Raw genomic sequence first — 25,340 nt, forward strand, 5'->3', positions numbered from 1 at the left:
CTCCAGATCCTCCCAATTATCCGATTATTTCCTTACCAATGAGCTTTATTGCTTTCTCCTTGTCAGGACCTATCGGAGAGCCTGCAACGATCTGTGTAACGCCTATGTCCAGGAGTTCATTGATCCTTGCCTTACAGTCTTCAGGTGTACCGCTTATAGAGAACGCATCCATCATCTCGTTGGTTACCATACCGCCCATCAGGGAACCGAAGTCGCCTTTTGCAATTGCTCCTCCGATAGATGCCTTTGAGGCTATGTCAATGCCGTGACGCTCAAGGACCATGTCAGGGGAACCGGCAACTATGAAAGCAACAACTACCTTTGCGGCGTTCACTGCTTTTGCTGCATCTTTGTCAATGGAGAAACATGCATAAGCAGCAACATCAACATCCTTGGGGTCGCGTCCAGCCTTATTTGCGCCTGCTGCTATTTGCTTAACAGCCTCTTCGAAGTCCCTTGGGTGAGAAGCATTGATCAATACTCCATCAGCAACCTCTCCGGCAAGTTCCAGCATCTTAGGACCTTGTGCACCCATATAGATAGGTATATTACCTGCCTTGAATGCCATCTTTGCACCGCCGAACTTAACAATTTCACCGCTCATGGTCACTTTCTTGCCTTCGAAGAAAGAACGCAGTGCCTGAATGCTTTCTTTTGTTGTTGTCAGAGGTTTCTCCCACTCGATACCCATTGCATCGAATGTTGCTTTGTCTCCGGGACCGAGGCCGATGATAGCACGTCCGCCTGATATCTCGTTGATAGAGGCTATGCTTGATGCAGTTACTGCTATGTTCCTTGTGTAGGGGTTGGTGACACCCGTACCGAGCTTTATGCTGTTGGTGTTCATTGCCAGCACGGCAAGAGTAGAGTATACATCACGGTTGTTGTAGTGATCTGTGATCCATACGTTGTCAAATCCCTGCTCTTCAGCAAGCTTAGCATAGTGTGCGATCTTAAGGACCGGGTCGCTTGGTACGAATTCTATTCCAAATGTCATTTCAATCCTCCTCTTATAGAGTGTTGGTAATCAGGTAACTGTACCTATTTATATGTTTGTTGGTTTAGTCATTGGCCTTGGCACTTGCAGATAATACATTAACAGAAGATACATAACATCTGACATTATCAATTAATCTTTTTGAAATATATCTGCAACTGCATTCGACCAGTCAACTGAAATAGGCAGTGTGCAGGATAATTGAATATTATGTTTTCCTGAAGATTAACCAACACAGATATATCAATTGACATAAAGAATATTGTTCAATTCACCAGGGGGTGAGATGGGGAAAATCACTTTTCTGGGGAAATAATGCGATGATCCCAACAACTGGATGGATTAGCATACTTTTGTCTTTAACAAAAAAAAGAAAAGAAGGATACGCATGAAATGCTACGAATGTGCTAAAACTGGAAAAGAAACGGACACCGTTGCTGCTTGCATAATATGTGGAAGAGGGGTTTGCAAGGAACATCTTGTCCGGGAAGAGACACCTATATGGGAAGGAGAATACAGCATAAAACTGAGGTGCGGTATGGGGACTGAATGCAAACTTGATGATATAAACCGCTGGAAAAAAGTGCTCTGTATACCCTGCCACAAAGCTCTGAAGGAGAACTACTAGGTGATATTATGATGAAATGCTATGATTGCATGGAGAAAGGAAAGGATTCCAACGCAGTATGTATCTGCATCACTTGCGGCAAGGGTTTGTGTCTGGATCATACAAAGGAGCTGGAACTCCCGGTGACTGTAGGAACACCCCCTGATCTTAAGAGATTGCCAAATAGCCTGCCAAGACTTGTATGTAACTATTGCATCAACCAGATAATAGAAGATGGATTTGATTGATCGAAATAATCAGAGGAGGAGAAAAAAATGACCAGACATAACGATATGTTAGAGGATAAAGAACTTATAAGATCCATGTCAGAGAAACTGGGATTTACCCCGCAGATACTTGAGACTCTGGGTGAGCTGGAACCTGAGTTCCTGACTAAATACAACAGATGTAACCGCAGATTATTGCAAGATGGAGCACTGCCTGCGAAAGTCAAGATACTTATGGCACTTGCCGTAGTAGCATCCAAACAATGCGAAAAGTGTGTGGTAGCCCAGATGAAGAGTGCACTGGAGAATGGTGCGACCAAGGAAGAGATAATGGAAACAATGGATGTGATATCCATCACTTCCGGTGCACCTGCCGTTGCAGCATGCAGGGATGCATTGAGATTGCTGAAATGAACCTCCCCGGAAGGCCATCCCACAGATGGCTTTCCATTGGGATAAATTGACAGATCACCTTTATTAGAATCATATAGTATTGAGGGGGTACCCCGCATTAGAACCTTGAGAACTATATATCTGACAATATTGGTAATGATCGCACTGTACGCAATAACTTTCAATGCACTTGCAGTCACACCCACTGCATATGGTGAACTATCCTCTGACATGTTCGCTGATAGTGATAAATGTTCACAATGTCATGCAATTGCCCATGACCAGTGGAAAGGCACCATGCATTACAACGCTTATGAGGATCCTTTCTACCAGAAGGAAGTTCTAGCTGCAAGCAATGATACACAGGGTATAGTGGATGAATTCTGTTCCCGTTGCCATACTCCCATTGGAGTCGTATCAGGCGAGATACCTCCGGTCGGCGGAGCAAATCTCAGTGCTATTGCAAGAGAGGGAGTACAGTGTGATTTCTGCCATGTCATATCCGTCAGCAACGGCACAGGGAATGCACCTTTTGTTGTCAGCCCGGGGAATATCAAGTGGGGACCCTTTGATGATTCAAAGTCCGCATACCATGAATCAGAATATCTGGAATTGTACACCACCTCGGAATACTGTGGCATGTGCCATGACGTGACACATCCCCTCAATGGCCTTGTTGTCGATGACACGTACACTGTGTGGAAAGAAGGACCCTATGCTGAAGAAGGGGTTGAGTGTCAGGATTGTCATATGACCTCTGGTATAACCAAATTTGAGGCAAATCCCGGAAGAGCAGGTTCCGGTGCACAAAAAAGAGAACATATATCCACCCATGCAATAGTAGGTGGCAATGCTTTTATAACAGAGATCCTTGGAGAAGATAAATATAAAGAAATGGCTGTTGAGAGGCTTAAAAAGACTGCAACTCTTTCCATTGATGCACCACAGATAGGCCAGAGAGGCGACAACTTAAGTCTTAACATATCCATTACCAATTCCGGAGCCGGACACAAGATACCCACAGGAGTTTCTGAGATCAGGCAGATGTGGCTGACTGTAAGCGTAAAGGACGGCAGCGGTAAACAGGTATACAATACCGGAGATGTTTATGATAATGGAACTGTAGGGAATGCAAAGATATACAACACTGTTCTTGGTGATGCACAGGGACAGCCGACACTCAGTTTCTGGCTTGCCCAATCCATACTTGAAGACAACAGAATACCTCCCAGAGGAACAGTTTCAGAAAAGCACAGTTTCAGAATACCTGAAGATGTGACTTATCCGCTTGCAATAGAAGTAACTCTGCAGTACCGTTCAGCACCACAGGATATTATTGACCATCTCTTTGGAAAAGATGTGTATGAGGTACCTGTCATCAGCATGACGGAAATATCTACTAACATCTATGAGAATGAAGAGACAGCAGCTGCGGGTGCAGCAGATGCAGCAAAACCTTCAACCCCTGGAGTAGGCAGCCTGGGCTCTGTAACTATCCTGCTGTGTGCAGCATACTTTTACATGGGAAGAAGGGAAATATGAGTAGAATTCACACCAGGCTGTAAAGATCACAGCCTGGCGATATATAAAAAGGAGATAAGAAAAATGCCAGCAAAAGTAGATCCGAACATATGTGAAGGAATAGGAGCATGCAAGGAATCTTGCCCTGAGGATGTCTTTGAAATGAAAGATGACGGACAGGGACTAAAATCTGTGGTCGTCCATCCGGACAACTGTATAGAATGTGGATTATGCGTAGATGCGTGTCCTATGGGCGCAATAACCATCGAGTAAATCCCATATCTCATATCTAAAGAGAACAATGGAGTGTCTTGATGACGGGTGATACAACGATCAGATTGCTTGGCATCTCAGGAAGTCCAAGAAAGAAATCTACAGATCATGTAGTAAACGAGGCCCTGAAATATGCACAGGAGAAATTTGATGTTGAAATTGATTATTTCTCTGCGAGCGGAAAAGATCTTAAGTTCTGCATACACTGTGACTATTGCGTGCGCAAGCAGCAGGGATGCATCCACAAAGACGATATTGTGGCCCTCTATGACAAAATGCTATGGGCTGATGCCTGGATAATAGGCACTCCTGTGTACCAAGGCACGTTAAGTGCACAGACGAAGACTATAATGGATAGATGCAGGGCAGTTGTGGCACGTGATCCAAAAGCCTTCAAATACAAAGTTGGTGCTGCCACTGCAGTTGGAGGAGACAGGATAGGAGGACAGGAACCGGCTATCCAGACCATACTGAACTTCTATGTGATCAGTGAGATGCTACCCATTGCCGGAGGGTCCTTTGGTTCAAATCTCGGAGGAACTTTCTGGTCTCAGGACAGAGGAGCAGAGGGGGTTGCAGAGGATACCGAGGGCATACGAAGCCTGCACCGCACTGTGAATAAACTTATCAGGGCCGCCCAATTCATCAAAAAGGCTCAGCGGGAAGGAGATAGCCTGTGAAGTTTGAAGAAAAAACAACAGACATAATAAAAAGGATACATGATGTAAAAAGCTTCAGGTTCAGGCGGCCTGAAGGCTTTGAGTATAAACCCGGCCAATACATACTTGTAAGCCTCACTGTGGAAGGAAAAGTTGTCACAAAGGCATTTAGCCTTTCCAGCAGCCCCACCGAGAAAGGTCATATAGAGTTCACTAAAAAACTTACCGGTCATCCTTTCTCAAATGTGCTTGACAATATGAATATTGGAGATAGCGCTGTCATTAGCGGGCCATTCGGGAACATGACCTTCGAAGGCGAGTATGCAAAAGTGGCATTGCTGAGCGGCGGGATAGGTATCACTCCCATGGTAAGTATATGCAGATATTGTACAGACATGCACCTTGATGCTGACATTATGCTGATATATAGCAATAAGACCGAGAACGACCTTGCCTTCAGGGAAGAACTTGACGAGATGATGCACAACAATAGCAATTTAAAAGTAGTGTACACCCTGACCCGTGCATCAGAAAGCTGGACAGGTTGCCGGGAACGTATATGCGAGAACATGGTGGCCCGGGAGATACCAGATTACAGGGAAAGACATTTCCTGATATGCGGCCCACCTGAAATGGTCAGGTCCATGGAAGAAATGCTGATAGCAATGAAGATCCCAAAGGATATGGTCAAAAAAGAAGCATTGGCAGGATACTGATTAGTGGAGAGATGACATGAAAAGAATAGCATGGGGAATAACAGGTTCAGGAGACCTTATAAGAGAAACGTGTGACATAATGTTGGACATCAAAAAAAGAGCAGATATAGAGCTAATGACCTTCTTGTCCAAAGAGGGAGAGGTTGTCCTGAAATGGTATAAGATGTGGGATGACTTTAAGACAAACTTCCCGGATCTGAAGACCGAAGGAGGACCTAATTCACCATTCATTGCAGGACCCTTGCAACTTGGACATTATGATATGCTGATAATAGCACCTGCAACTGCCAACACCGTGGCAAAGATAGTGCATGGCATTGCAGACACACTTGTAACAAATGCTGTTTCTCAGACTGCAAAAGGTGATACCCCGATCTATATCCTGCCAGTGGACAGAAAGAAGGGAACTGTAACCACTTACTCGCCAAAGGGCAAGGAAATAATACTCAAAATGAGAGACATAGATATAGAGAACACAGAAAAGCTGTCCCGTATGGAAAATATCATAATACTTGACAGTCCTGAGGAACTATATAGAATAATAGGTGTTTCCAAAGAATGAGGTTTCACATAAAAGTGAAACCTTCATTTATATAAGGTTCATCAATCACTTTTCCCGGAACCAGCATGTGCAGAACACTGAATACAGAATACGCTGCTATGATGCTGTCCAGAGCATCACCGTCGGCGTTCTGCAAAGCCTTGTCCCGTATATCTTCGGGCAGATCCAATGCCTTTCTTTCAAGGTGGTCCAGAATATGTTCTCTAACTGCCTGCTTCTTTGCTCCTTTTCCTTTATAGGGAATATACAATCCTTCCTTTTTCAGAGCAGAGGCTGGGCATATTTCTATAATCCATGGGACATCGGCCCTAAGAGACTGCATAGGCAATATACTGGCAGCATCTGAGATCACAAGTGGTCTTATGATGTCCCGTATACCAAAATAGGTCTGCCTGTACAATCTGAGGTTATAAACACAAAAGGGAGCTTTTACATCTTTGTCCGTTGCTCTTTTGAGCTCTACATTCCCTGAAGTTCTGCGGTTTATATCTCTAAACTCATCTTCACTGGCATAAAGTTCTGGAAAATGCCTTATGAACTCATTCCAGCTGAGTCCCTGCATGAGCGGAAGCGGAATTCCAAAAGGAAAATCCATACCAAAAATAGAACTTTTACTGGAACATATAAGACCAAGCAGAGCACGAAGGCCATGGTCCCTGCCCAGTTTAGCTGGACTGACCTCACTGAGAGGATAACATTCCACAAGAACTAATCTTTCCCCGATCACTTGCCCGTGGCTGATCCATATCTTATTACAAGCAGCCTTTGCGCCGCTAAAATCCACACCGAAGATATCGTGCTGGCCGGATGAAGCCAGGGACATATGTTTAATAATCCCTGGTACCCTCAATGAATTCAAGGGTCATGTTGTAGGCCTCATCGTCAGTGAACTGTTTAGGAGGATGTTTCATGAAATATGCAGACGGAGAATAAAGTATACCGCCAATACCTCTGTCCAGGGCAAGCCTGCAGCACCTTATGGCATCAATGACTACACCGGCAGAATTGGGTGAGTCTTCCACTGACAGGCGCAACTCGATGTTCATAGGTACATCACCGAAAAGCTTGCCTTCCATCCTGAGGAAACATACTTTATTGTCATTCTGCCAGGGCACATAATCGCTTGGACCCACATGTATATTGTCATCATCCAGACGCTCTCCTACAACAGACTGCACAGCTTCGGTCTTGGACTCTTTCTTAGAAGCAAGCCTGCTTCGATTTAGCATGTTAAGGAAATCAGTGTTACCCCCGGTGTTCAGCTGATATGTTCTTTCAAGTTTGACACCCCTCTTGCGGAAAAGATCAACAAGGGTACGGTGTGTGATGGTAGCGCCAAGCTGGGCTTTGATATCATCCCCGATTATAGGAAGACCTTTTTCAGCAAAACGGGCAGCCCACTTAGGATTGCTTGCGATGAAAACCGGCATGTTGTTAACAAAAGCCATACCTGCCTCAAGAGCACATTCTGCATAGAACTGGGTGGCCAGTTCGGACCCCACTGGCATGTAATTCAAAAGGATCTCCGCCCCTGAATTTGTAAGTTCCTTGACAACCTGTTCTTTTTCTGATTCAGGTGCCTTTGAGACAATGAATTTACGGGAGTCAGCATAGTCTGCCATATGCTCTGAAACCCCATCCAGCACTTTTCCCATCTTCACAGTGACGCCTGTTTTTGGAACACTGCAACAGAACACAGCAGTGCAGTTGGGCAGGGCAAAGATCGCTTCTGATAAGTCCTTTCCAACCTTCCTCTCATCTATGTCAAAGGCAGCTACCACTTCTATATCAAAGGGCTTGTAACCACCCAGATCCCAGTGCATAAGCCCGATGGCATCCTTTGAAGATTTATCTTTATAGTACTCAATACCCTGAATGAGTGAACTGGCACAGTTACCAATTCCGGCAATAGCTATCTTTATTTTGCCCATTAGATTACCTCATGATCAAAAGAATTGAAGAATATGAACCCACATGATAAATTTAAACTTCATAATGGATAAGGGGTAATAAAAAGGTTTCTAAATACAAATATTCACTAGCTTGCCTTTCTATCGATGGAATGCCTGCCCAAAATGTTGTATATATGTTCGAAAGTTATATAATTTATATAGGTTATAGTCACAGAGTGTGGGGAATTGCAAATTGATCTTTAGCCATATATACATATCCGTATAATCCATATACATAAAAACAGATGGAGATGACGAATAATGAAAGATGTATTACAGGAAATTTCGGAGCAACTTGACAAATTGGATACATTGGAAGAAGCCATTGATGTAGCCATCAAACTTGAAGAAGACGGAAGGGAATACTATCTTGAAAAATCGGGATCAATGCCTAACCCGGCTGCCCGCGAGATGTATGCATTTCTTGCAGGGGAAGAGAAGAAACATGCTGATATGCTGAGAAAGTTCAAAAACGGAGACACGAGCGCTGCACATGTTGAACATCTTTTCCCGGACTTTACACCTTCTTTGACACAGGAATTCTCAGACAAGAAACTCGAAGAGATAGGCATACTGCTTGCTGCCCTGCGCTTTGAGTACAAGAGCGAGTATTTCTATATGGAACTTGGAAAAAGGGCAACAGAGCCTGAACAGAAAGAGTTTTTTGACAGGATAGCTGCAGCGGAAAGAGGGCATTACAGGCTTATAGATGAAATGCTGCAGGCTGCTACAGAGTTCAGGATGCAGACATGAAGGAGAGATGTGTACGTGGGAAATGAAATACAGACTGTACAAATATCCGAAGGTGTTTACTGGGTAGGTGTGGTAGACTGGAACCTGCGGGATTTCCATGGGTATGAAACACCTAAAGGTGGAACTTACAACTCATATCTGATAATAGACGAGAATATAACGCTTATCGATACTGTTAAAGCACCCTTCTTCGAAGAGATGCTGGGCAGAATCTCCCAGATAGTGGATCCTTCGAAGATAGACTACATTGTGTCCAACCATGTTGAAATGGACCATTCCAGTTCCTTACCGGCTATGATGGAAGTATGCCCCAATGCAAAGTTATTTTGCTCTGCAAAAGGCAAGAAGGGCCTGTTCGAACATTACCGTGAGATGGGATTCGAGAAATGGGATATACAGGTAGTTAATACCGGGGATGAGATAAGCATCGGAAAAAGGACCCTGCAGTTCATTGAAGTTGTGATGCTGCACTGGCCGGACAGTATGCATACATATCTCAAGGAAGACAGGTTACTCTTCTCTAACGATGCATTTGGACAGCATATAGCAACCTCGGAAAGGTTCGAGGACCAGGTAGAAGGCGTTATGGAGGACGCGCAGATATATTATGCCAACATCCTCATGCCTTTTGGCAAACAGGTCCTCGGTTACGCTGAGAAAATAAAGCAGATGGGGCTCAAGATCGACATGATAGCTCCTGCGCATGGAGTAATATGGAGAAAGGAACCTGAAAGGATAGTCGAATCCTATGTCAAATGGGCCAATGCTGAGGCAAAACCTGAGGTACTCATAGTGTATGACACAATGTGGAACAGCACTGAGATAATGGCAAAGGAGGTCCTTGAAGGTGTGCAATCCGCGGGAGTGGATGTGAAACTCAGGAACCTACGCAAGAATGACTGGAGCAAGATAACAAAGGAACTTATGGATGCATCGGTAATTGCCATAGGTTCCCCTACGCTGAACAATAATATGTTCTTCACCGTTGCAGGATTTCTTAGCTATATGAAAGGCCTCCGGCCAAAAGGCAAGAAGTTCTTTGTATTCGGCTCTTACGGTTGGGGCGGCGGTGCAGTGAAAGGAATTGAAAAAGAACTCACTGAATCAGGTTTTGAGATCGTGGAACCTGGGTTCCAGATCAACTTCAGGCCATTTGAAGAAGACCGTGCAAAATGCAGGGAAATCGGCAGCCGGCTTGCTTCCCTTGCAAAGGAATAAATCATAGTACATAAGAATAGTTTCTGAACAAAGGAGTGTTAACATGCAATTCAATAATCCACTTGAAGAAGAATTTTATGAGAAGTCTAAGAAAAATGCGGTCCAAACCGGATACAGGCTGAACCCTGACTATGATGTAGTAGTTATAGCAGTGAAGGGTATAACCAACAATAAGAAGGAATATGGTGAATGGTATTGCTTCTGTCAGAAGAGGACGGGAGATAAAGAAGCTGACAAGAAGATCATTTGTCCTTGTGCGGCCAGAAACCGTGACATAGAGATGCGCGGGTCCTGCAGATGTGGCCTGTACATTAAATAAGTACACTTAAAGTGCAACTTTATGATATCCCTTTGACATCAATTTTAAAGGGATATATGATCTTTTTTTGATCAATCTTTTGTATCACATTTTATCATGCATCTGATCTTAGGTGATGCATTCTGTGATCTGTAATTAACAACCGTCAGCAAATACTTAAATAATACATAGTTAAATCCTTTATTGCTCTTTCAAGGGATCCGCCAAATGATCTTGCTGTAGTTTCATTTACTATAGCACCCACAAATGACAAAAAAGGGAGAAACAAAGACAGTGGAAGAGAACTTTCATGCATTGTGGCCTCCGGGAAATGTTCTAAAGGATTATATTCGAAATGCATGGAAAATGTAGTGTATCTGACAATATGTGCTACACATTTGCTATATCGGGTAGGCAATAAAGTGAGAAGGGTATTTACCATAGACGAAAATTTCTGTGATATAACTTTTCGTGAAAATGTACCTGCTTCTGCAACCACCGGCGGTGCGATGCTCAATACTGCTGTTTCTCTTGCAAGATGCGGGATAGATGTAACACTGATAAGCGAGTTCTCTGCAGACCATTTAGGCAGCACTAGAAATGACTTCCTGATGTCCAATGCAGTGAATACCGAGAGCATATATAGATATGAAAGAAAAAATCCTCTTGCACTGGCTTTTCTGGATGAGATGAATGATGCAGAATATGCTCTTTATGAAGCATATCCCTATGAGAGGCTACAGATAGTGAACCCTGTTCTCAAGAAAGGTGGCATCATACTTTTTGGCTCGCTGATGGCAGTATCAGAGCAGGTTAGAAAGAAACTTTCGGACATATTGAAAAGTGCAGGAGAACATATCACTGGCACATGTGGTAAAGGATTTTTTATATGCATTTAACAGGAGAATGACATGAATACCGAGGAAGCCCTTTTGGAACTGGAAAGCTCCCCTGAGGGGCTATCGAACGAGGAAGCTAAGAAAAGGCTTGTAAGGTACGGACCTAACCAGCTTGAAGAAAAAAACAGAGTCACCCCTTTGAAGGTTTTTGTAAGGCAGTTGGCAAATGTAATAGTGTGGGTACTTGCTGCTGCTGCCATAATATCGCTGATGGCACACGAAGTAATCAATTTCTGGGCCATAATCGGTATCATCCTCTTTGTAATACTTATGGGGTTCCTGCAGGAATACAGGGCAGAAAAGGCCATGGAAGCCTTAAAGAAGTTCGTGCAGCCGCTCACACGAGTGCACAGGGAAGGGACACTGAAGGAGATACCTTCCAGTGAAGTTGTTCCCGGGGACATACTGATGCTTGAAAGCGGAGATATGATACCAGCAGATGCTCTTGTGATGGAGATGGTGGGGCTTCGGATAGAAGAGGCGGCACTGACCGGGGAGAGCATGCCTGTGAGCAAAGAAAAGAATGATATGATCTTTGCAGGTACCCAGATAGTGCATGGTAAATGCAGCGCTCTTGTGGTTGCCACGGGCATGGGAACAAAACTGGGAGAAATTGCCGGACTGGTACAGCAGGAGGAGGAAACAACCCCTCTGCAGCAGAAGATTGCGAAGCTTGCACGTACACTGGCCATCATTGCCCTGATAGCTTCGCTGATCACTTTAGTCACGGGCGTATCAAAGGGAGCTCCGGTTGCAGAGATGCTCTTGATAGCCATTGCGTTAGCTGTGGCTGCAGTGCCTGAAGGTTTACCACTTACCATGACCATCACTCTTGCCAGCGGGATGAGACACATGGCGAAGCATAATGCCATTATAAGAAAAATGCTGGGTGTGGAAACACTAGGTTCCACTACTGTGATCTGTACTGACAAGACAGGTACCCTTACCCGCAACGAAATGATCGTGAGGAGGATCATCCTTCCTGGAAGGGAACTGGATGTTACCGGGAAGGGATATGAGCCGATAGGAGAACTGCTTGATGATAAAACTCCGGTTGACGTTGAGAACGATAAAGGACTGGAACTGTTGCTCACAGCCGGGGCCCTGTGCAACAATGCTGCACTGGAAGAATCGGATAACGAATGGAAAGGTGTGGGAGACCCTACGGAAATTGCCCTGATAGTGACTGCAGCTAAAGCAGGGGTATGGAAGGGAAAGGTGGATAATGAACTGCCAAGGTTGCAAGAGGTCATATTCACATCTGAAAGGAAGATGATGAGCACACTGCACGATACACAGGAACATGAGATGGCCTTTACAAAAGGTGCTCCTGAAATGGTGCTTGACAGGTGCACGCGCATATATGGTCCTTACGGAATGAGGGACCTTACGGAGCAGGACAGAGAGGAGATGCTTGAGAAAAACCGTGAACTTGCGCAAAGAACATATCGTGTGCTTGCCCTGGCGTACAGGCCGCTTGACATTAGGAGCGAGGAGCTTGAGAAAGATATGATCTTCCTCGGACTCGTGGCTATGCTGGACCCGCCCCGGGAAGAGGCAAAAAGTGCCATTGAGACCTGCCATAAGGCGGGGATCAAGGTTGTCATGATCACAGGGGATAATCAGGAGACTGCAAAGGCCATTGCCAGAGAGATCGGCCTCTCTGATGGCACTGTGTGCCTGGATAATATCACTGATGAGAAGATAAGGAACATTGTGGCTGACGGAGCCATCACCGGTACTGAACTGGACGAGCTTGATGACGAAGAGTTCAAAAGCGTGGTAGAAGGGATAAATATCTACGCAAGAGCAAGGCCGGAACAGAAGCTCAGGATCATCAAAGCGCTGCAGGACAAGGGACAGGTAGTGGCTATGACAGGAGACGGGGTCAATGACGCTCCTGCCCTGCGTAAAGCCGACATAGGCATTTCCATGGGTGTCAAGGGTACCGATGTGGCGCGTGAAGCCAGTGTGATGGTCCTGCAGGACGATAATTTCGCCACAATTGTGGAAGCTGTGAAGATGGGCAGAGGTATCTACGCCAATATAGAGAAGTTCACCACGTACCTGGTATCCCGTAACTTCACTGAGATGATGCTCATCCTCATTGCAATAACCCTTCTGGGTTTCAACTACATACCCTTGCTGGCTCTTCAGATCCTGTTCATCAACATGTTCAATGAGGTTGTACCTGCTATATCTCTGGGTATGGACCCGGTGAGAGATAGTATCATGAACAAGAAACCCCGCGATCCGAAGGAAGAGATCCTGGGCAGGCGGAACCTGGTGCTTGTGATCAGTATTGCACTTACTATGAGCATTATATCCTTCCTGGTGTTCCTGATAGCGGATCCTTTTGCTGATGTGCAGAAGGCAAGGACACTCACGTTCGTGACCATAGTCAGCATGGCACTGTTCGTACCCAATGCCTTCAGATCCCTTGATGAACCTGCCATAAAAATGGGACTGTTCTCCAACAGATTGATGCTGGGAGGGATGCTCATCACCTTGCTGCTGATCCTGTCAGTAGTGTACATCCCGCTGTTCCAGATGGTATTTGAACTGACACCCTTAAGCCTTGAGGACTGGGTGCTGCCCATTGGAGCTGCTTTCCTTACACTGCTCATAGCCGAGGGTATCAAGTTAGTTGCCAGAGGGCCTAAAGAGGAGGCAGATATAATAAATGCCCAGTGCGGATCTTTAGAAATAACAGTGGATAAATAAAAAATGCACGCGGTCCGTGAGGACCTGTGCATCACGACAGGTGATACAACTGTGTAACTCTGTATATTGAGTTTTCTTTCCACATCAGCGGGAGCTATGCCGCTCTTCTGCTGAAAGTGTGGACCAGAATAAGATCCCTATAATAAATCTGTCACTAACTGCTCCTGATTTTTCAGAGGATGTATCAGCTGAGGAGAGTATCATCGGGAAGAGCTCTGCGATCCAAAAAGCACTAAGAAAGACCTTAATGCCAACCTATGGCTTGCGATGAACGCCGCATGTTTCCTGTGGAGGTTCATTAACTAACCTGCATGGATATTGTGCTCCTGCATCCAGATGACGGGACGGGCAGCTAAGTAGCCAGCATGCCGGATATATAATTGCAGTAATAACAAACAGTTAATTTATTTTTCAATGAAAAGTAAATAAACCTATATATATACGACCATAATATATTCAATGGGTGTTACCATAGGAAAGCAAACAAAATTGCTAGTAATGTTGATGATAATGTTTTTCCTGACAGTACCTGCAAGTGCAGCGCAGGAAAAGCAAGAGAAGGTCCCCGTTCTGATCAATTTCAAGGAAAAGACCGATACGGAACTTGTAAAAGCTCATGGTGGAAACGTGAAGCACGAATACACCATTATCCCTGCTGTGGCTGCAGAGCTGCCCCCACAGGCCATCGATGCCCTGTCGAAGAACCCGAAGATAGATTTCATTGAACCTGACGGCCAGGCTCAGATCCTTGCCGATGAGATCCCCTGGGGTATTGCCAGGATAGATGCGACCGCTGCCCAGTCCGCCGGTGTCACCGGAAATGGCATCAAAGTCGCTGTTCTGGACACTGGCATCGATTACAATCATCCTGACCTGAAGGCGAATTACCTGGGAGGGTATGATTTCGTGAATGCTGACAACGACCCCATGGACGATCACAGCCATGGCACCCATGTCGCCGGCACGGTTGCTGCCCTTAGCAATGACATCGGCGTACTGGGAGCAGCACCCCAGGCAGGGCTGTATGCCGTAAAGGTCGCCGACAGCTCAGGATCATGTTCATATAGCAATATCATAGCCGGCATTAACTGGGCGGTAAACAACAATGCCAATGTCATTACAATGAGCATTGGTGGTACAGCTTCCTCGTCCACGCTCCAGAACGCCTGTAACAATGCCTACAACAATGGCGTGGTACTGGTGGGAGCAGCCGGCAATTCCGGCGGTGCTGTGATATATCCCGCAGCTTACTATTCAGTAATAGCTGTGTCTGCAACGGATTCGACCAATACAAAGACCTCCTGGTCATGCTATGGTCCACAGGTGGAATTTGCAGCACCTGGCTCCAGTATAAAATCCACTATGCCTGACGGCCTGTATGGTTACAAGAGCGGTACTAGCATGGCAACACCACATGTAACAGGTGCTGTGGCGTTGCTGATGAGCACGGATATTGCAGGCACTGTCCATGATACCAACGGCAATGGCAAATGGGACCCTGCGGAGGTCCGCTTAAGGCTGCAGAGCACGGCAACCGACCTGGGTGCCAGCGGCAGGGACAATTACTACGGGTATGGCCTTGTGAACGCCTATGCAGCGGTCAGGGACCTGAGCAGTACACCAGTGGATGACCCTGTTGTCACACCTCCTGAGTCATCAACACCTGTTGTGATGTACGTGGGAGAGCTGAGCCTGGAGCAGCAGTCCAAAGTGAGCGGCAAGAACACCTTTGGCTGGGCTGTGGCCACCGTGCAGGTGGTGGATGCTGACGGCAAGACAATCCCCGGAGCAAGTGTCGCAGGAAGCTGGAGCGGCCTGACAGCAGCAGCTGTCTCAGGGACCACTGATGCAAATGGTGTTGTAGTGTTCACATCCGCACAGGTGAAAAAGCCCAAGGGCACGCTGACATTCACAGTTACGGGCATCACATGTGACGAATACGCATACGACCCAACGCAAAACGCCTACTCTGCAAAAAGCGTCACTTTCTAAGTGAAAGACACTTGATCAGGATCGTATCCTGTACTTCCAGGATACGATGATCTTTTTTTATGCCGGAAGAAAAAGGCTTCCTTGAATCTTGCCTTTAAGTGTTCTTATCTGCCTGGCATTTTCTGCAAACGCCATGTATGTCAAGTCCGAACACGTTCACGATAAAATCTGCATCATCGGATATCCTCGAAATTACCTCTGACAGGAGAGGGTCCTCCCAATCGGCAATGTCGTTGCATTTCACACAGATCAGGTGTGCATGAGGCTCCAGATTCGGATCGAATCTCGACTGGCCGTCAGGCAGGTTCAACTCCTGGATAAAACCAAATTCCTTCAGGACCTTAAGGGTGGCATAGATCGTTGCAAGACTGACGGTCGGATGCGTTCCCCTGATCTCCTGATAGATCCTCTTAGCTGTCGGATGCTCTTTATTATTGAGCACATATCTGGCGATGGCTATCCTCTGGGGAGTGACTTTTATATTTTTTTCCCTGAAGGCAGTAATTATTGTTTTATCAATATATTGTGAGTGAGTCATAATTATTATTAGTTAATAGTTTTTTTTGTATAAGGATTTACTCACATGTAAGATTAATATGAAGTAAAGCATTGCTTTATAAGTAGTATATTAGTTTACAAATATTACTGCTGCTTTTGAATGATACTTTCATTCATAATCTCAAATGTACCAGTGGAGTTAAAAAAGTGTATTTAGAAAAGAACTCTATAAGGGGTTAATAATGAAAAAGTGGAATAAACTCGTAATTTTGGTGTTGATATTTAAAGATTGATATATAATATGAACTCACATACTTCTGAATGAATTGCCCAAGATGTAATAGTTCCATTCACAGAAAGAATGGTATAGTCATGGACGTCAACGATACAAATGCCATGATTGTGACTATAACTATTCAGTAGAGATAAAATCGACTGCTTTCTCTTCTTTTGTTAAAAGACAGGCTTTACAGCTCTATCTTGAATGATTAGGATTTCGCTCAATAGGACGTATATTAGGAGTAAGTCATGTTTCTGTCCAGAAATGGATAAAGAAGTTTGGTCAGGAATTAGAGGATATGAAGAGTGAAAATGAGAGCGAAATCGTTGAACTCGATGAGATACACCCTACATCGGGAACAAAAAAATATTGCTGGACCTGGATTGCTGTTGATAGCTTCACACCCGACTCCTTGTTTTAAGGAATCGCCCGAACATATTTTAACCTTTCTAAATTGTTCTGCAGCAGACAGAGCTGACAGTGTTCTTACACCAATAATAGCGTAAAAAGATTATTAACATATCAGGACATCATTCAGTGATTATGAGTGGAAAAGAAAGACTGCTGGAGCCGGAACCTTATATTCTGCCTGATATGGTCATGCAGAAGGTCCATGAATCCATGCAGGAAAATGTGACAGGGCTGGTGGACCTGTTCAAGGTGCTTTCAGACCCCATCAGGATACATATTCTTAAAGCTCTGGAGGTGCAGGAGCTGTGCGTATGTGTGCTCGTGGAGATAACAGACTATAAGCACTCTGCACTGTCATACCATCTGAAGCTGCTCAAAGGAGCAGGCCTCGTGGAATCCACGAGGAACAAGAACTTTCAGATGTATTACCTGACAGATCTGGGAAGGTCCCTGCTCAAGAATATAGAAAGCACCTTCAATCAGTGACTTTCCGTAGGCTGGGCAGTGTTGAGCTTCACATACTTCACACCCTTAAGCGCCATCAGTTTCTCAGCTATTGTCTTTACCTCCTGACCCTCCCCATCCAGAATAACTACCTCCAGGCAATTATCATGGTCCAGGTGGATGTGTATCGAGGTCTTGATCAGAGCAGAGTGTTCATGCTGTATCTCCGTAAGGGAGCTGGTCAGTCCGCGTTTTGTATGGTCATAGATAAGAGTGATAGTGGCAACACGCCTGCCTTTCACATCGCTCATCCATTCGTAATGCGTGATGTAGCTTCTGATAGCATCCCGTATGCCCTCTGAACGTGATGAATATCCTCTTTGCTCGATAATGCCGTCGAATTTCGTAAGAAGGTTCTCAGGCAGCGAAACACCAATCCTCATTAATTCTTGTTCCATTGGATCACCCATGAATAAGAAACATATAGCAGCTCTGTAGAAATCATCATGAATATATCACATCAGCAACAACCGCAGAGAACACAAAGCCCATAGAGGACTTTTTATCACTTTCCATCCCCTTACATGCTCTTGTGGTTCAATTTAAATGCACGTTCTCTACAGAACCCATAATATACTAATGAAAGTAAAGAGTAATAACATTTTGTATGTCTTGACGATAGGTTTATTAAGATAAATAGTAATTATAGGGAAAATATATTAAAATAACATTGATATAGAGGGACATGATGAAAGGTGAACAATTATACTCAGGAAAAGCAAAGACGATATACAGGACCGAAGACCCTTCGAAGTACATATCCGAGTTCAGGGACAGTCTTACTGCTTTTGATGGCAAGAAGAAGAGCGAAGCCTCAAAGAAAGGATATTACAACGCCCAGATATCCAAAAAGCTCTTCGAGCTGCTGGAAAGTAAGGGTATAAGGACCCACTATGTCAGGATGCTATCAGACACTGAGATGCTTGTGGAAGCTGTGGACATCATCAAAATAGAAGTCATACCCCGTAACATCGCTGCAGGCTCCATCACGCGCAGATACCCTATAAAAGAAGGTACGGTATTCAAGAAGCCTGTCATGGTCATGGACTACAAAAGCGATGAGTACGGAGATCCCATGCTCAACGAAGACATTGCTGTAGCCCTGGGTGTCGCCACATACGAAGAAATAGCCACGATCCGCCAGATTGCCCTCAAGGTCAACGAGATCCTCATCAAATACCTTGATGAACGTGGCATAGCCCTGCCCGACTTCAAACTGGAGTTTGGGAGAAAGGACGGGCAGATCCTGGTAGCCGATGAGATATCCTGTGATACATGCCGCTTCTGGGACAAGGAAACAGGAAAGTCCATGGACAAGGACATCTTCCGCTTTGACAAAGGGGATCTGACAAAAGCATACGAAGATGTAGCAAAACGTATTGCCCCTGAAATATTCCAGTAAGCCTTCAAGGAGATTAGCATCATGCCGAAATATGATGTTATAGTCGTAGGCTCAGGAGTTACCGGGCTGCTCTCAGCCCTTGTGCTTTCCAAGCACGGAAAAAAGGTACTGATACTGGAAAAGAGCAAACATGTAGGAGGCAACTGCAATAGTTATGTAGTGGATGGTTATCAGGTGGACACTGGAGCACATGCCATCACACATCTCATCGAAGGTCCGTTGAAAAGGCTCATGGAGAGCTACTTTGACTACCTGCCAGTATTCGAGAATTACGGAGACTATTTCATCCGCACGGATAAACGCCTTATGAAAGTACCTTCCAATATCAAGGAATTCGTGACTTTCGATGTACTCCCCAAGATGGACAGACTGGTACTTAGCCAGGCAGTCACCAAAGCCCTTACCTACAGGACCTTCGGAATGGACTTGTCCAAACAATCCGTATATGAATTCCTTCCCAAGAACCTCTCACAGGATACTTACGACTTTGCCAATACTATATCTTATTTCCTTACAGGCAAGGACATGAAACATACATCAGCACAGAGGGTACTTGAAGGAAGTGCATTCGTGCGGGACAGCGTAACACCTGAACAGTTAGAGGAGATCCTTAAAATAGACGAAAAGAATGGTCATGAGGAGAAAGTTTTGCAGAACCTCATTCCATTGAACCTTCACACATCCCTGCAAACCCGGCTGAACAAAGTATCAAGCCCCCTTACGACCCTGGGCAGGCTTGCCACTAACAAGGTCAGCTATTCTCAGGGATATCCGCGTAAAGGTCTCAAATCACTCCTTAATGCTATACTTTATTCGCTGCCCAAGTCAGTGGAGATCATGACGGAGAATCCTGTGCATAAGATCCTGACAGAGGAAGGCGTGGTAAAAGGAGTTGTGGCAGATGACACATATCTTGCTGATATGGTCATACACACAGGTTTTGCAAAGGACCTGCCATATCTTGTGGAAGATCTGCCCCCTTCCTATGTAAAGGAACTTGAGGGCATAGTACAGACAAAGAGCCTTACTATCTGGCTTGGGCTGGACACTACCATGGAAGCTTTCAATTATATTGGTTCTGAGATCTGGTTCAAGGAAAAGGCCTACTGGGCAATGCCCATCAGCAATTATGACTCGTCCCTTGCGCCTGAAGGAAAACAACTGGTCGGCTTTAGTTTTATAATGGACCCGGAAAAAGATGAGAGCTACGAGATCAAAAAAGCCTATGAAACAATATACAATGCTGTGCCTGATATCAAGGAACATGTAGAGATGAGGCATGAACAAATCCTCATCCCTGAAAAAGCGTCAGTCACCATTGATGGGAACTTTGCAGACATCAGGACACCCATAAAGAATCTGTATGTTGCCGGTACCGACACTGACCGGCGCAGTATGGGCATCACCCGGGCAGCATATTCTGTGATAGAGATGCTGCGCATAGTGAACTCAGATGGTAACCTGCACATGAGAGGAGCTAAAAGCTCACCTCCTTAATACCATGGTCCGCAACCTGTCCGCAGCACTCTCGGTACGGTCAGCAATGCGGCCTATGTTTTTGGAAAGTTCCAGGAAGAAATAAACTCCTCCGCCACCAAGCAGTTCTTCCTTCTCAAATATCTGTTTCATAACTTGTTTTTCTATAACGTCCACCTGGTGCTCCATTTCTTCTACCTTGGAAACAAGCTCCAGGGTTTCGTGTACATCCTTCTTCCCAAAAGAAGACTCCAGAAGCTCGCTTAGCGTGTCCACTAGAAGTTCATACATCTCCACTGTTGCCAAGGTCCTGGACATCAGTTCACGGAACCCCTCTTCGAGTTCTTTTGGCACCTGACAATTTCGCAGGGTCAGCCAGTAAGCTGCGTCCTGGCACTCATCGGAAATAGAATCCTGTGGTTTGAGGAAATTAAGCAGATCATCCGCATGTACCGGCAGCATAATGGTAGATGTGAGTTCCGCCCTGATGGTCTGTTTTATTACATCTGCCTCATGCTCAAGGATATCGATCTCACTATTAAGCCTCAGCACGGTGGGCGTGTCACATTCAAAATAAGCAGAAAGCTCCTCGCTCAGCTTCCGAACAGCATCCCCCCCTTTCGTGGCATGCATATGCAGAGGCCTGAAAGGAGATTTTGCAAAGACGCTGAGCACAGAGCGTATATATTCTCTCTTTGTCAAATTCCTATCCCCATGAGTCCTGTGAATATTAAAGCTGATGTCAACGCTGCTACAGGCACTGTGATTATCCAGGATACTGCTATCTTTCCTATTACACTTAAATCAACCGCTGCAAGACCGCCCGCAAGACCAACACCTATGACAGATCCAACAAGTGTGTGGGTAGTTGAGATGGGAAGAGAACTATAACTGTGCATCACCACAACAGATGCAGTGGCAAACTCTGCACAGAAACCTCTTGTCGGAGTAAGTTCAGTGATCTTATTACCAATGGTCTGTATCACTTTGTAGCCCCATGTAGCAAGCCCGAGCACCATACCGAACCCACCGAGAACCATAATCCACGTAGGTACCTGCGCACTATCCATACCCAGCACATTAAGTCCTGCATACAAAGGACCTATTGAATTTGCAACATCATTGGAACCATGCGCGAATGCCATATAACATGCTGTCATGATCTGAAGAGGTACAAACTTCTTTTCAATAAGAAAAGGATTGTCTGTACGTTGGAGGATAAAATGGGATACCATTATAAAGAGGAGATATGCAATAAGAGCTCCCAGCAGGGGTGAAATCAGCCAGCTTGCTACGATCTTGGTGAGAACAGCCCAGTGTATATCACTGTAAGGGATAATTCCATGATATGCTGAAACTAAACCAAAACCAAGAACTGCACCGACTATTGAATGTGTGGTAGAAACTGGCAGATTGTAGAATGTGGTCAACGTGACCCAGAAACCTGCGGCCAGGATCGCCGCAAGCATACCGATAACAACAAGATGAGAATCAATCATTCTAATTTGGTCTAATGGAACTATGCCACTTGCAATAGTCGAAACAACTCGTTTACCGAAAAATGTAGCACCAAAGAATTCGAACACTGCTGCAACAAGGATCACTTGTTTAAGAGAGAGGGCCCCACTACCCACCGAAGTTCCCATAGCATTGGCAAGATCATTAGCCCCTATGTTCCAGGCCATGTATAATGCCGCAGCTATGAGGGCAATCACAAAGGGATTAAAAACATCCATTTTCCATTATCCTCCTATAAACTAAGTGGACAATTTAGTAAGATATAGATAAATGTAGTTACAATATTCTATATACCACTATATAGTCATATAGACCTATAAGAAAGAATCAAGAGTCCTCTGACACTTTAACTCGTTGACAAGACTTGCTTTTGGCCTCCATGCTCCAATAGGGGTTTGAAGCCTTGAGGACATATCCGCCAAAGCTGCATCTATGCTCTCGAACTTCTGTGGAGGATTCTGCAAAGCATTGCGCGCAGCTTCCCTTACAACCCATACACCCAGAGGTGCCCAGTAATCGGGCGTTATTTCCCTTATCATGAACACGGTTGCCTGTCTTCTGATACCGTTGAGGTACTCAAGTGCCCCAAGACGCGCAGCATAATAACCGCCTGCGAGACTGGAATATCCTTTTTTCCCACCCAGACCCTCACTGTCAGCACCTATCCATGTGGATTCACCCGACCATACAGCCCTGGGCATCCATATTTCTATTAGTTCATAGGAAAATACACGTGGAATTAAGAGTATTTCAAAATGGTTACCGAAAGCACCTCCGCTAAAGAGCATAATATCACTTACCTGGGGATGATCCCGCACCCTGCGCAACATATCCTTGCCCAGCATATCATCCACTGCTGTTATGGACCAGCGGGTGGGTACCAGCTTGCGCTCTTTACCGAGCAGACCAATGGAAAGAAGGCGTGTGATGTGATCCTGAGATATATTTGAAGAGATAAGCTCTGAAACAACGTCTTTTGCCAAGGCATCGTCATCATATACCAGATAATCGACCTTCTTTGGAACATTAGGATTCTCAGCGATATCGAGATCCTTTAGATCACCTGATGGCCCCATTGGAGTCATTACGCTATCGAACTTCAACCTGTTGGACAGAGGCTTATTGAACCAGGCTTCAGTATCCACAGGCTTTATAGAAAGGGCCAGTTCCTGGGATTTCAGAAGTAAAGGATCCCTGGGATCTGCAGCATCTTTAACGTTCATGCGCGCCCCTGCCCGCACAAGCCTGGAACGCGCTGCAATGATCTCACCAATGTTCATGCTGAGCAGCTGCTTTGGATCCTCCAGCATGGATGATTCATCTGCACCCATGTTAGGAGGCACCATGGGACCCGACATCACCGAAGGATAATCATGCCTGCCAATGAAAACTGCCGGAGGGGAGGCTCCAAATATGGAAGTTGCTCCTTTACTGGCTATTACAGACGACTCTATAGACTTGAACTTCTCAAGAATGGGACATACAGGACGCCCACAGAATCCTCTTCCCTTGCAGCTTACACATTGATTATGGCTCAACTTTGCTCTTTATCCCCACATAGGATGCATGATCCTGCTTCAGGTATGTTCTTATCGAACCAGCCCGGAGTGCTGCACGAACCTGCAGATATTGCACATACCTTCTACCTGGTCCTTTTGGTCCATGTCCTTAAGTAACCTGGCAGAGAACTTCCTCACCTCTGCACGGACCTCTTCTGGGAAATCAACTTCGGCTCCTCTTTTCTCACTCATGTACTGTGAAACAGCGGCCCTTGAAAGACAGAGAATATCAGCGATCTCCTGCTGAGTACATCTGTGTTCAGAGAACATCACACGTGCGATCTCTGCACGTATCGCCGGAAGAACTTTTTGTACCATGACCTCACACGTCGTTTTCAAAAGATGGACCTCCATCATCAGGTCTTTTGTTTTTTCTGATAATCTTCAATGGCCATCCTTAAAGTATCCGGAGCAAAGTTCGAACAATCCATCTTACCTGAAGGAAGACCACCCAGAGCCTCTGCCACTTCTTCCTTTGTTATAAGCCTGGCTTCTTCTATGGTCCTGCCTTTTGCCATTTGCGTCACCATACTTGAAGTGGCGATAGCGGCCGCACAACCAAAGGTTTTGAACTTTACATCCACAAGTACATCATCTTTTACCTTTATGTAGATAGTTATGACATCACCGTCTGCAGGATTTCCCAGTTGCCCCACACCATCTGCATCCTCAATGACACCTACGTTCTGAGGGTTAGTGAATTCTTCCAGAAGTCTTCTGCTGTACATAATTATTTCTCCTCCTCAAAAGGCGACATCTGGCGAAGTTTCATGACTGCCTCTTCCAGATGGTCTACTGCAATATCGATTTCTTCCATGGTGTTCTCCCTCCCCAGGGTGAACCTCAGCGAACCATGGATGTAATCGACACCTGGATCTATGGCTGTAAGTACATGAGAAGCTTTCTGGGACTTTGAGGAACATGCAGAGCCGGTGGAAACGGCAACACCTTTCATATCAAGAAGCATAAGCAATGATTCGCCTTCCACATGTCTGAAACTCATGTTGACATTATTTGGAAGACGCTTTTCTTCATGACCGTTAAGCCTGGCATACGGTATTCTGCTGCGGATGTTGCATATCATAGAATCCCGCAGATGTTGCATGTGCCTGGAATCCTCTTCCAGTTGTTCCCTGACAATGGTCATTGCCTTTGCAAAGCCCACAATGCCAGGAATATTCTCTGTACCCGGACGCAGCCCGCGTTCATGACCACCTCCCTGCACAAGAGGCAGGATATTGACACCACTACGCAAGTACAGGGCTCCCACACCTTTGGGACCATGGAGCTTGTGGGAAGAGATGGACAGCATATGCACACCCAGTTCATTCACATCAACGCGTATCTTACCCACGGACTGGACAGCATCTGTGTGAAGAACTATCCTCCGCCCTTCTATGAGCTCACTTATTTCCTTTATGGGCTGGATAGTTCCAATTTCATTATTGGCATGCATTATACTTATGAGAATGGTATCTTCTCTTATGGAATCCTCAAGCAACTGCATATTCAGTATGCCTTCATTATCCACTGGCACATATGTAACTTCGAAACCCTCTCTTTCAAGCTGCTCGCAGGTGCGTAATACTGCCGGATGTTCTATAATGGAAGTGATGATATGCCTGCCCCGGGAAGAACACATGTATGCAGCACCTTTTATTGCCATGTTATCAGATTCAGTGCCACCTGATGTAAAAATAATCTCCTGCGGCTCAGCACCCAGTGCTGCAGCTATCTGTTCCCGGGATGAGGAAAGTGCTTCTGCAGCTTCCAGGCCAAAAGAGTGCAAACTGGAAGCATTACCGAACTTTTCACTAAAATAAGGGAGCATGACATCGAGAACCCTGGCATCCACATGCGTGGTTGCACTGTGATCCAGATATATACGTTTCATACTGCAC

At 45.3% G+C, this 25,340-nt stretch carries 28 protein-coding genes and 1 pseudogene; 18 read left to right on the forward strand and 11 right to left on the reverse strand.

The window, feature by feature from the left end; genetic code table 11:
• Positions 1–16 precede the first annotated feature (16 nt).
• Complete coding sequence (mer, locus tag METHO_RS10770) at positions 17–997, reverse strand: 5,10-methylenetetrahydromethanopterin reductase (RefSeq protein WP_015325573.1); 981 nt, start codon at positions 995–997, stop codon at positions 17–19.
• Positions 998–1,385: 388 nt separating this feature from the next.
• Here mer and METHO_RS10775 point away from each other — a divergent pair, with 388 nt between their 5' ends.
• From METHO_RS10775 to afpA, 8 genes are all read left to right on the forward strand, one after another.
• Positions 1,386–1,625, forward strand: coding sequence for a DUF2180 family protein (locus METHO_RS10775; protein ID WP_015325574.1), 240 nt, complete (start codon positions 1,386–1,388; stop codon positions 1,623–1,625).
• 8 nt (positions 1,626–1,633) lie between these two features.
• Positions 1,634–1,852 carry a DUF2180 family protein gene (locus tag METHO_RS10780; protein WP_015325575.1) on the forward strand — a complete coding sequence of 73 codons (219 nt, stop codon included), beginning with the start codon at positions 1,634–1,636 and terminating at the stop codon, positions 1,850–1,852.
• A 27-nt stretch (positions 1,853–1,879) separates the two neighbouring features.
• Positions 1,880–2,245, forward strand: a complete 366-nt coding sequence (locus METHO_RS10785; protein ID WP_015325576.1) for a carboxymuconolactone decarboxylase family protein — start codon at positions 1,880–1,882, stop codon at positions 2,243–2,245.
• Positions 2,246–2,350: 105 nt separating this feature from the next.
• Entirely contained in the window at positions 2,351–3,766 is a 1,416-nt protein-coding gene (locus METHO_RS10790; RefSeq protein ID WP_172635198.1) for a multiheme c-type cytochrome, read from the forward strand.
• A gap of 63 nt (positions 3,767–3,829) precedes the next feature.
• Positions 3,830–4,018 carry a 4Fe-4S dicluster domain-containing protein gene (locus tag METHO_RS10795; RefSeq protein ID WP_015325578.1) on the forward strand — a complete coding sequence of 63 codons (189 nt, stop codon included), beginning with the start codon at positions 3,830–3,832 and terminating at the stop codon, positions 4,016–4,018.
• Positions 4,019–4,059: 41 nt separating this feature from the next.
• The gene (locus METHO_RS10800) at positions 4,060–4,698 is read left to right on the forward strand and encodes a flavodoxin family protein (RefSeq protein ID WP_015325579.1); all 639 of its coding nucleotides are present in this window, start codon (positions 4,060–4,062) and stop codon (positions 4,696–4,698) included.
• Entirely contained in the window at positions 4,695–5,393 is a 699-nt protein-coding gene (locus METHO_RS10805; protein ID WP_015325580.1) for a ferredoxin--NADP reductase, read from the forward strand. Before METHO_RS10800 ends, METHO_RS10805 begins: the two co-directional genes overlap by 4 nt.
• A 16-nt stretch (positions 5,394–5,409) precedes the next feature.
• Positions 5,410–5,955 carry an archaeoflavoprotein AfpA gene (afpA, locus tag METHO_RS10810; protein ID WP_015325581.1) on the forward strand — a complete coding sequence of 182 codons (546 nt, stop codon included), beginning with the start codon at positions 5,410–5,412 and terminating at the stop codon, positions 5,953–5,955.
• A 4-nt stretch (positions 5,956–5,959) separates the two neighbouring features.
• Here afpA and METHO_RS10815 read toward each other — a convergent pair whose 3' ends face one another.
• Complete coding sequence (locus METHO_RS10815; protein WP_015325582.1) at positions 5,960–6,778, reverse strand: DUF429 domain-containing protein; 819 nt, start codon at positions 6,776–6,778, stop codon at positions 5,960–5,962.
• Between the two features lie 4 nt (positions 6,779–6,782).
• Complete coding sequence (locus METHO_RS10820) at positions 6,783–7,886, reverse strand: inositol-3-phosphate synthase (RefSeq protein WP_015325583.1); 1,104 nt, start codon at positions 7,884–7,886, stop codon at positions 6,783–6,785.
• A 282-nt stretch (positions 7,887–8,168) separates the two neighbouring features.
• On the opposite strand from METHO_RS10820, the gene METHO_RS10825 reads away from it, so the two are divergent.
• The 6 genes from METHO_RS10825 to METHO_RS10855 all read left to right on the forward strand — a co-directional run bounded on the left by METHO_RS10825 (position 8,169) and on the right by METHO_RS10855 (position 15,791).
• On the forward strand, positions 8,169–8,660 hold the full coding sequence (locus METHO_RS10825; RefSeq protein WP_015325584.1) for a ferritin family protein: 492 nt from the start codon (positions 8,169–8,171) through the stop codon (positions 8,658–8,660).
• 15 nt (positions 8,661–8,675) lie between these two features.
• A complete protein-coding gene (locus METHO_RS10830; RefSeq protein ID WP_015325585.1) occupies positions 8,676–9,878 on the forward strand; it encodes an FprA family A-type flavoprotein in 1,203 nt (400 codons plus the stop codon).
• A 43-nt stretch (positions 9,879–9,921) separates the two neighbouring features.
• Positions 9,922–10,197, forward strand: coding sequence for a ferredoxin-thioredoxin reductase catalytic domain-containing protein (locus METHO_RS10835; RefSeq protein ID WP_015325586.1), 276 nt, complete (start codon positions 9,922–9,924; stop codon positions 10,195–10,197).
• Between the two features lie 338 nt (positions 10,198–10,535).
• A complete protein-coding gene (locus tag METHO_RS10845; RefSeq protein ID WP_015325587.1) occupies positions 10,536–11,075 on the forward strand; it encodes a PfkB family carbohydrate kinase in 540 nt (179 codons plus the stop codon).
• A 12-nt stretch (positions 11,076–11,087) separates the two neighbouring features.
• Positions 11,088–13,799, forward strand: a complete 2,712-nt coding sequence (locus tag METHO_RS10850) for a cation-translocating P-type ATPase (RefSeq protein ID WP_015325588.1) — start codon at positions 11,088–11,090, stop codon at positions 13,797–13,799.
• Positions 13,800–14,309: 510 nt separating this feature from the next.
• The gene (locus METHO_RS10855; RefSeq protein ID WP_245546289.1) at positions 14,310–15,791 is read left to right on the forward strand and encodes a S8 family serine peptidase; all 1,482 of its coding nucleotides are present in this window, start codon (positions 14,310–14,312) and stop codon (positions 15,789–15,791) included.
• Positions 15,792–15,885: 94 nt separating this feature from the next.
• On the opposite strand, the gene METHO_RS10860 is transcribed toward METHO_RS10855, so the two are convergent.
• On the reverse strand, positions 15,886–16,329 hold the full coding sequence (locus METHO_RS10860) for a Fur family transcriptional regulator (RefSeq protein ID WP_015325590.1): 444 nt from the start codon (positions 16,327–16,329) through the stop codon (positions 15,886–15,888).
• A gap of 281 nt (positions 16,330–16,610) precedes the next feature.
• Here METHO_RS10860 and METHO_RS13395 point away from each other — a divergent pair.
• Together METHO_RS13395 and METHO_RS10865 are read left to right on the forward strand one after the other, a co-directional pair.
• Positions 16,611–16,963, forward strand: a pseudogene (locus METHO_RS13395) (IS1 family transposase); the annotation flags it as partial.
• A gap of 149 nt (positions 16,964–17,112) precedes the next feature.
• Positions 17,113–17,466, forward strand: coding sequence for an ArsR/SmtB family transcription factor (locus METHO_RS10865; protein WP_015325591.1), 354 nt, complete (start codon positions 17,113–17,115; stop codon positions 17,464–17,466).
• Here METHO_RS10865 and nikR read toward each other — a convergent pair.
• Positions 17,460–17,882: a nickel-responsive transcriptional regulator NikR gene (gene nikR / locus METHO_RS10870; protein WP_048831329.1), complete on the reverse strand. Its 423-nt coding sequence runs from the start codon at positions 17,880–17,882 to the stop codon at positions 17,460–17,462. The two genes, METHO_RS10865 and nikR, sit on opposite strands and share 7 nt — an antisense overlap.
• 290 nt (positions 17,883–18,172) lie before the next feature.
• On the opposite strand from nikR, the gene purC reads away from it, so the two are divergent.
• The gene (gene purC, locus METHO_RS10875; protein WP_015325593.1) at positions 18,173–18,886 is read left to right on the forward strand and encodes a phosphoribosylaminoimidazolesuccinocarboxamide synthase; all 714 of its coding nucleotides are present in this window, start codon (positions 18,173–18,175) and stop codon (positions 18,884–18,886) included.
• A gap of 21 nt (positions 18,887–18,907) precedes the next feature.
• A complete protein-coding gene (locus METHO_RS10880; RefSeq protein WP_015325594.1) occupies positions 18,908–20,383 on the forward strand; it encodes a phytoene desaturase family protein in 1,476 nt (491 codons plus the stop codon).
• Here the strand turns inward: METHO_RS10880 and METHO_RS10885 are convergent.
• The 6 genes from METHO_RS10885 to nifS form a co-directional block, all read right to left on the reverse strand.
• On the reverse strand, positions 20,372–21,064 hold the full coding sequence (locus METHO_RS10885) for a TIGR00153 family protein (protein ID WP_015325595.1): 693 nt from the start codon (positions 21,062–21,064) through the stop codon (positions 20,372–20,374). The two genes, METHO_RS10880 and METHO_RS10885, sit on opposite strands and share 12 nt — an antisense overlap.
• Positions 21,061–22,098, reverse strand: a complete 1,038-nt coding sequence (locus METHO_RS10890) for an inorganic phosphate transporter (protein ID WP_015325596.1) — start codon at positions 22,096–22,098, stop codon at positions 21,061–21,063. The genes METHO_RS10885 and METHO_RS10890 overlap by 4 nt, the downstream gene beginning before the upstream one ends.
• 96 nt (positions 22,099–22,194) lie before the next feature.
• Positions 22,195–23,418: an Nre family DNA repair protein gene (locus METHO_RS10895; protein ID WP_015325597.1), complete on the reverse strand. Its 1,224-nt coding sequence runs from the start codon at positions 23,416–23,418 to the stop codon at positions 22,195–22,197.
• A 51-nt stretch (positions 23,419–23,469) separates the two neighbouring features.
• The gene (locus tag METHO_RS10900; protein WP_015325598.1) at positions 23,470–23,778 is read right to left on the reverse strand and encodes a transcriptional regulator; all 309 of its coding nucleotides are present in this window, start codon (positions 23,776–23,778) and stop codon (positions 23,470–23,472) included.
• Between the two features lie 17 nt (positions 23,779–23,795).
• A complete protein-coding gene (locus tag METHO_RS10905; RefSeq protein ID WP_015325599.1) occupies positions 23,796–24,167 on the reverse strand; it encodes an iron-sulfur cluster assembly scaffold protein in 372 nt (123 codons plus the stop codon).
• A 2-nt stretch (positions 24,168–24,169) separates the two neighbouring features.
• The gene (gene nifS / locus METHO_RS10910) at positions 24,170–25,333 is read right to left on the reverse strand and encodes a cysteine desulfurase NifS (RefSeq protein WP_015325600.1); all 1,164 of its coding nucleotides are present in this window, start codon (positions 25,331–25,333) and stop codon (positions 24,170–24,172) included.
• Positions 25,334–25,340: the final 7 nt, after the last annotated feature.

The sequence above is a fragment of the Methanomethylovorans hollandica DSM 15978 genome, from assembly GCF_000328665.1.
GTDB lineage: Archaea > Halobacteriota > Methanosarcinia > Methanosarcinales > Methanosarcinaceae > Methanomethylovorans > Methanomethylovorans hollandica.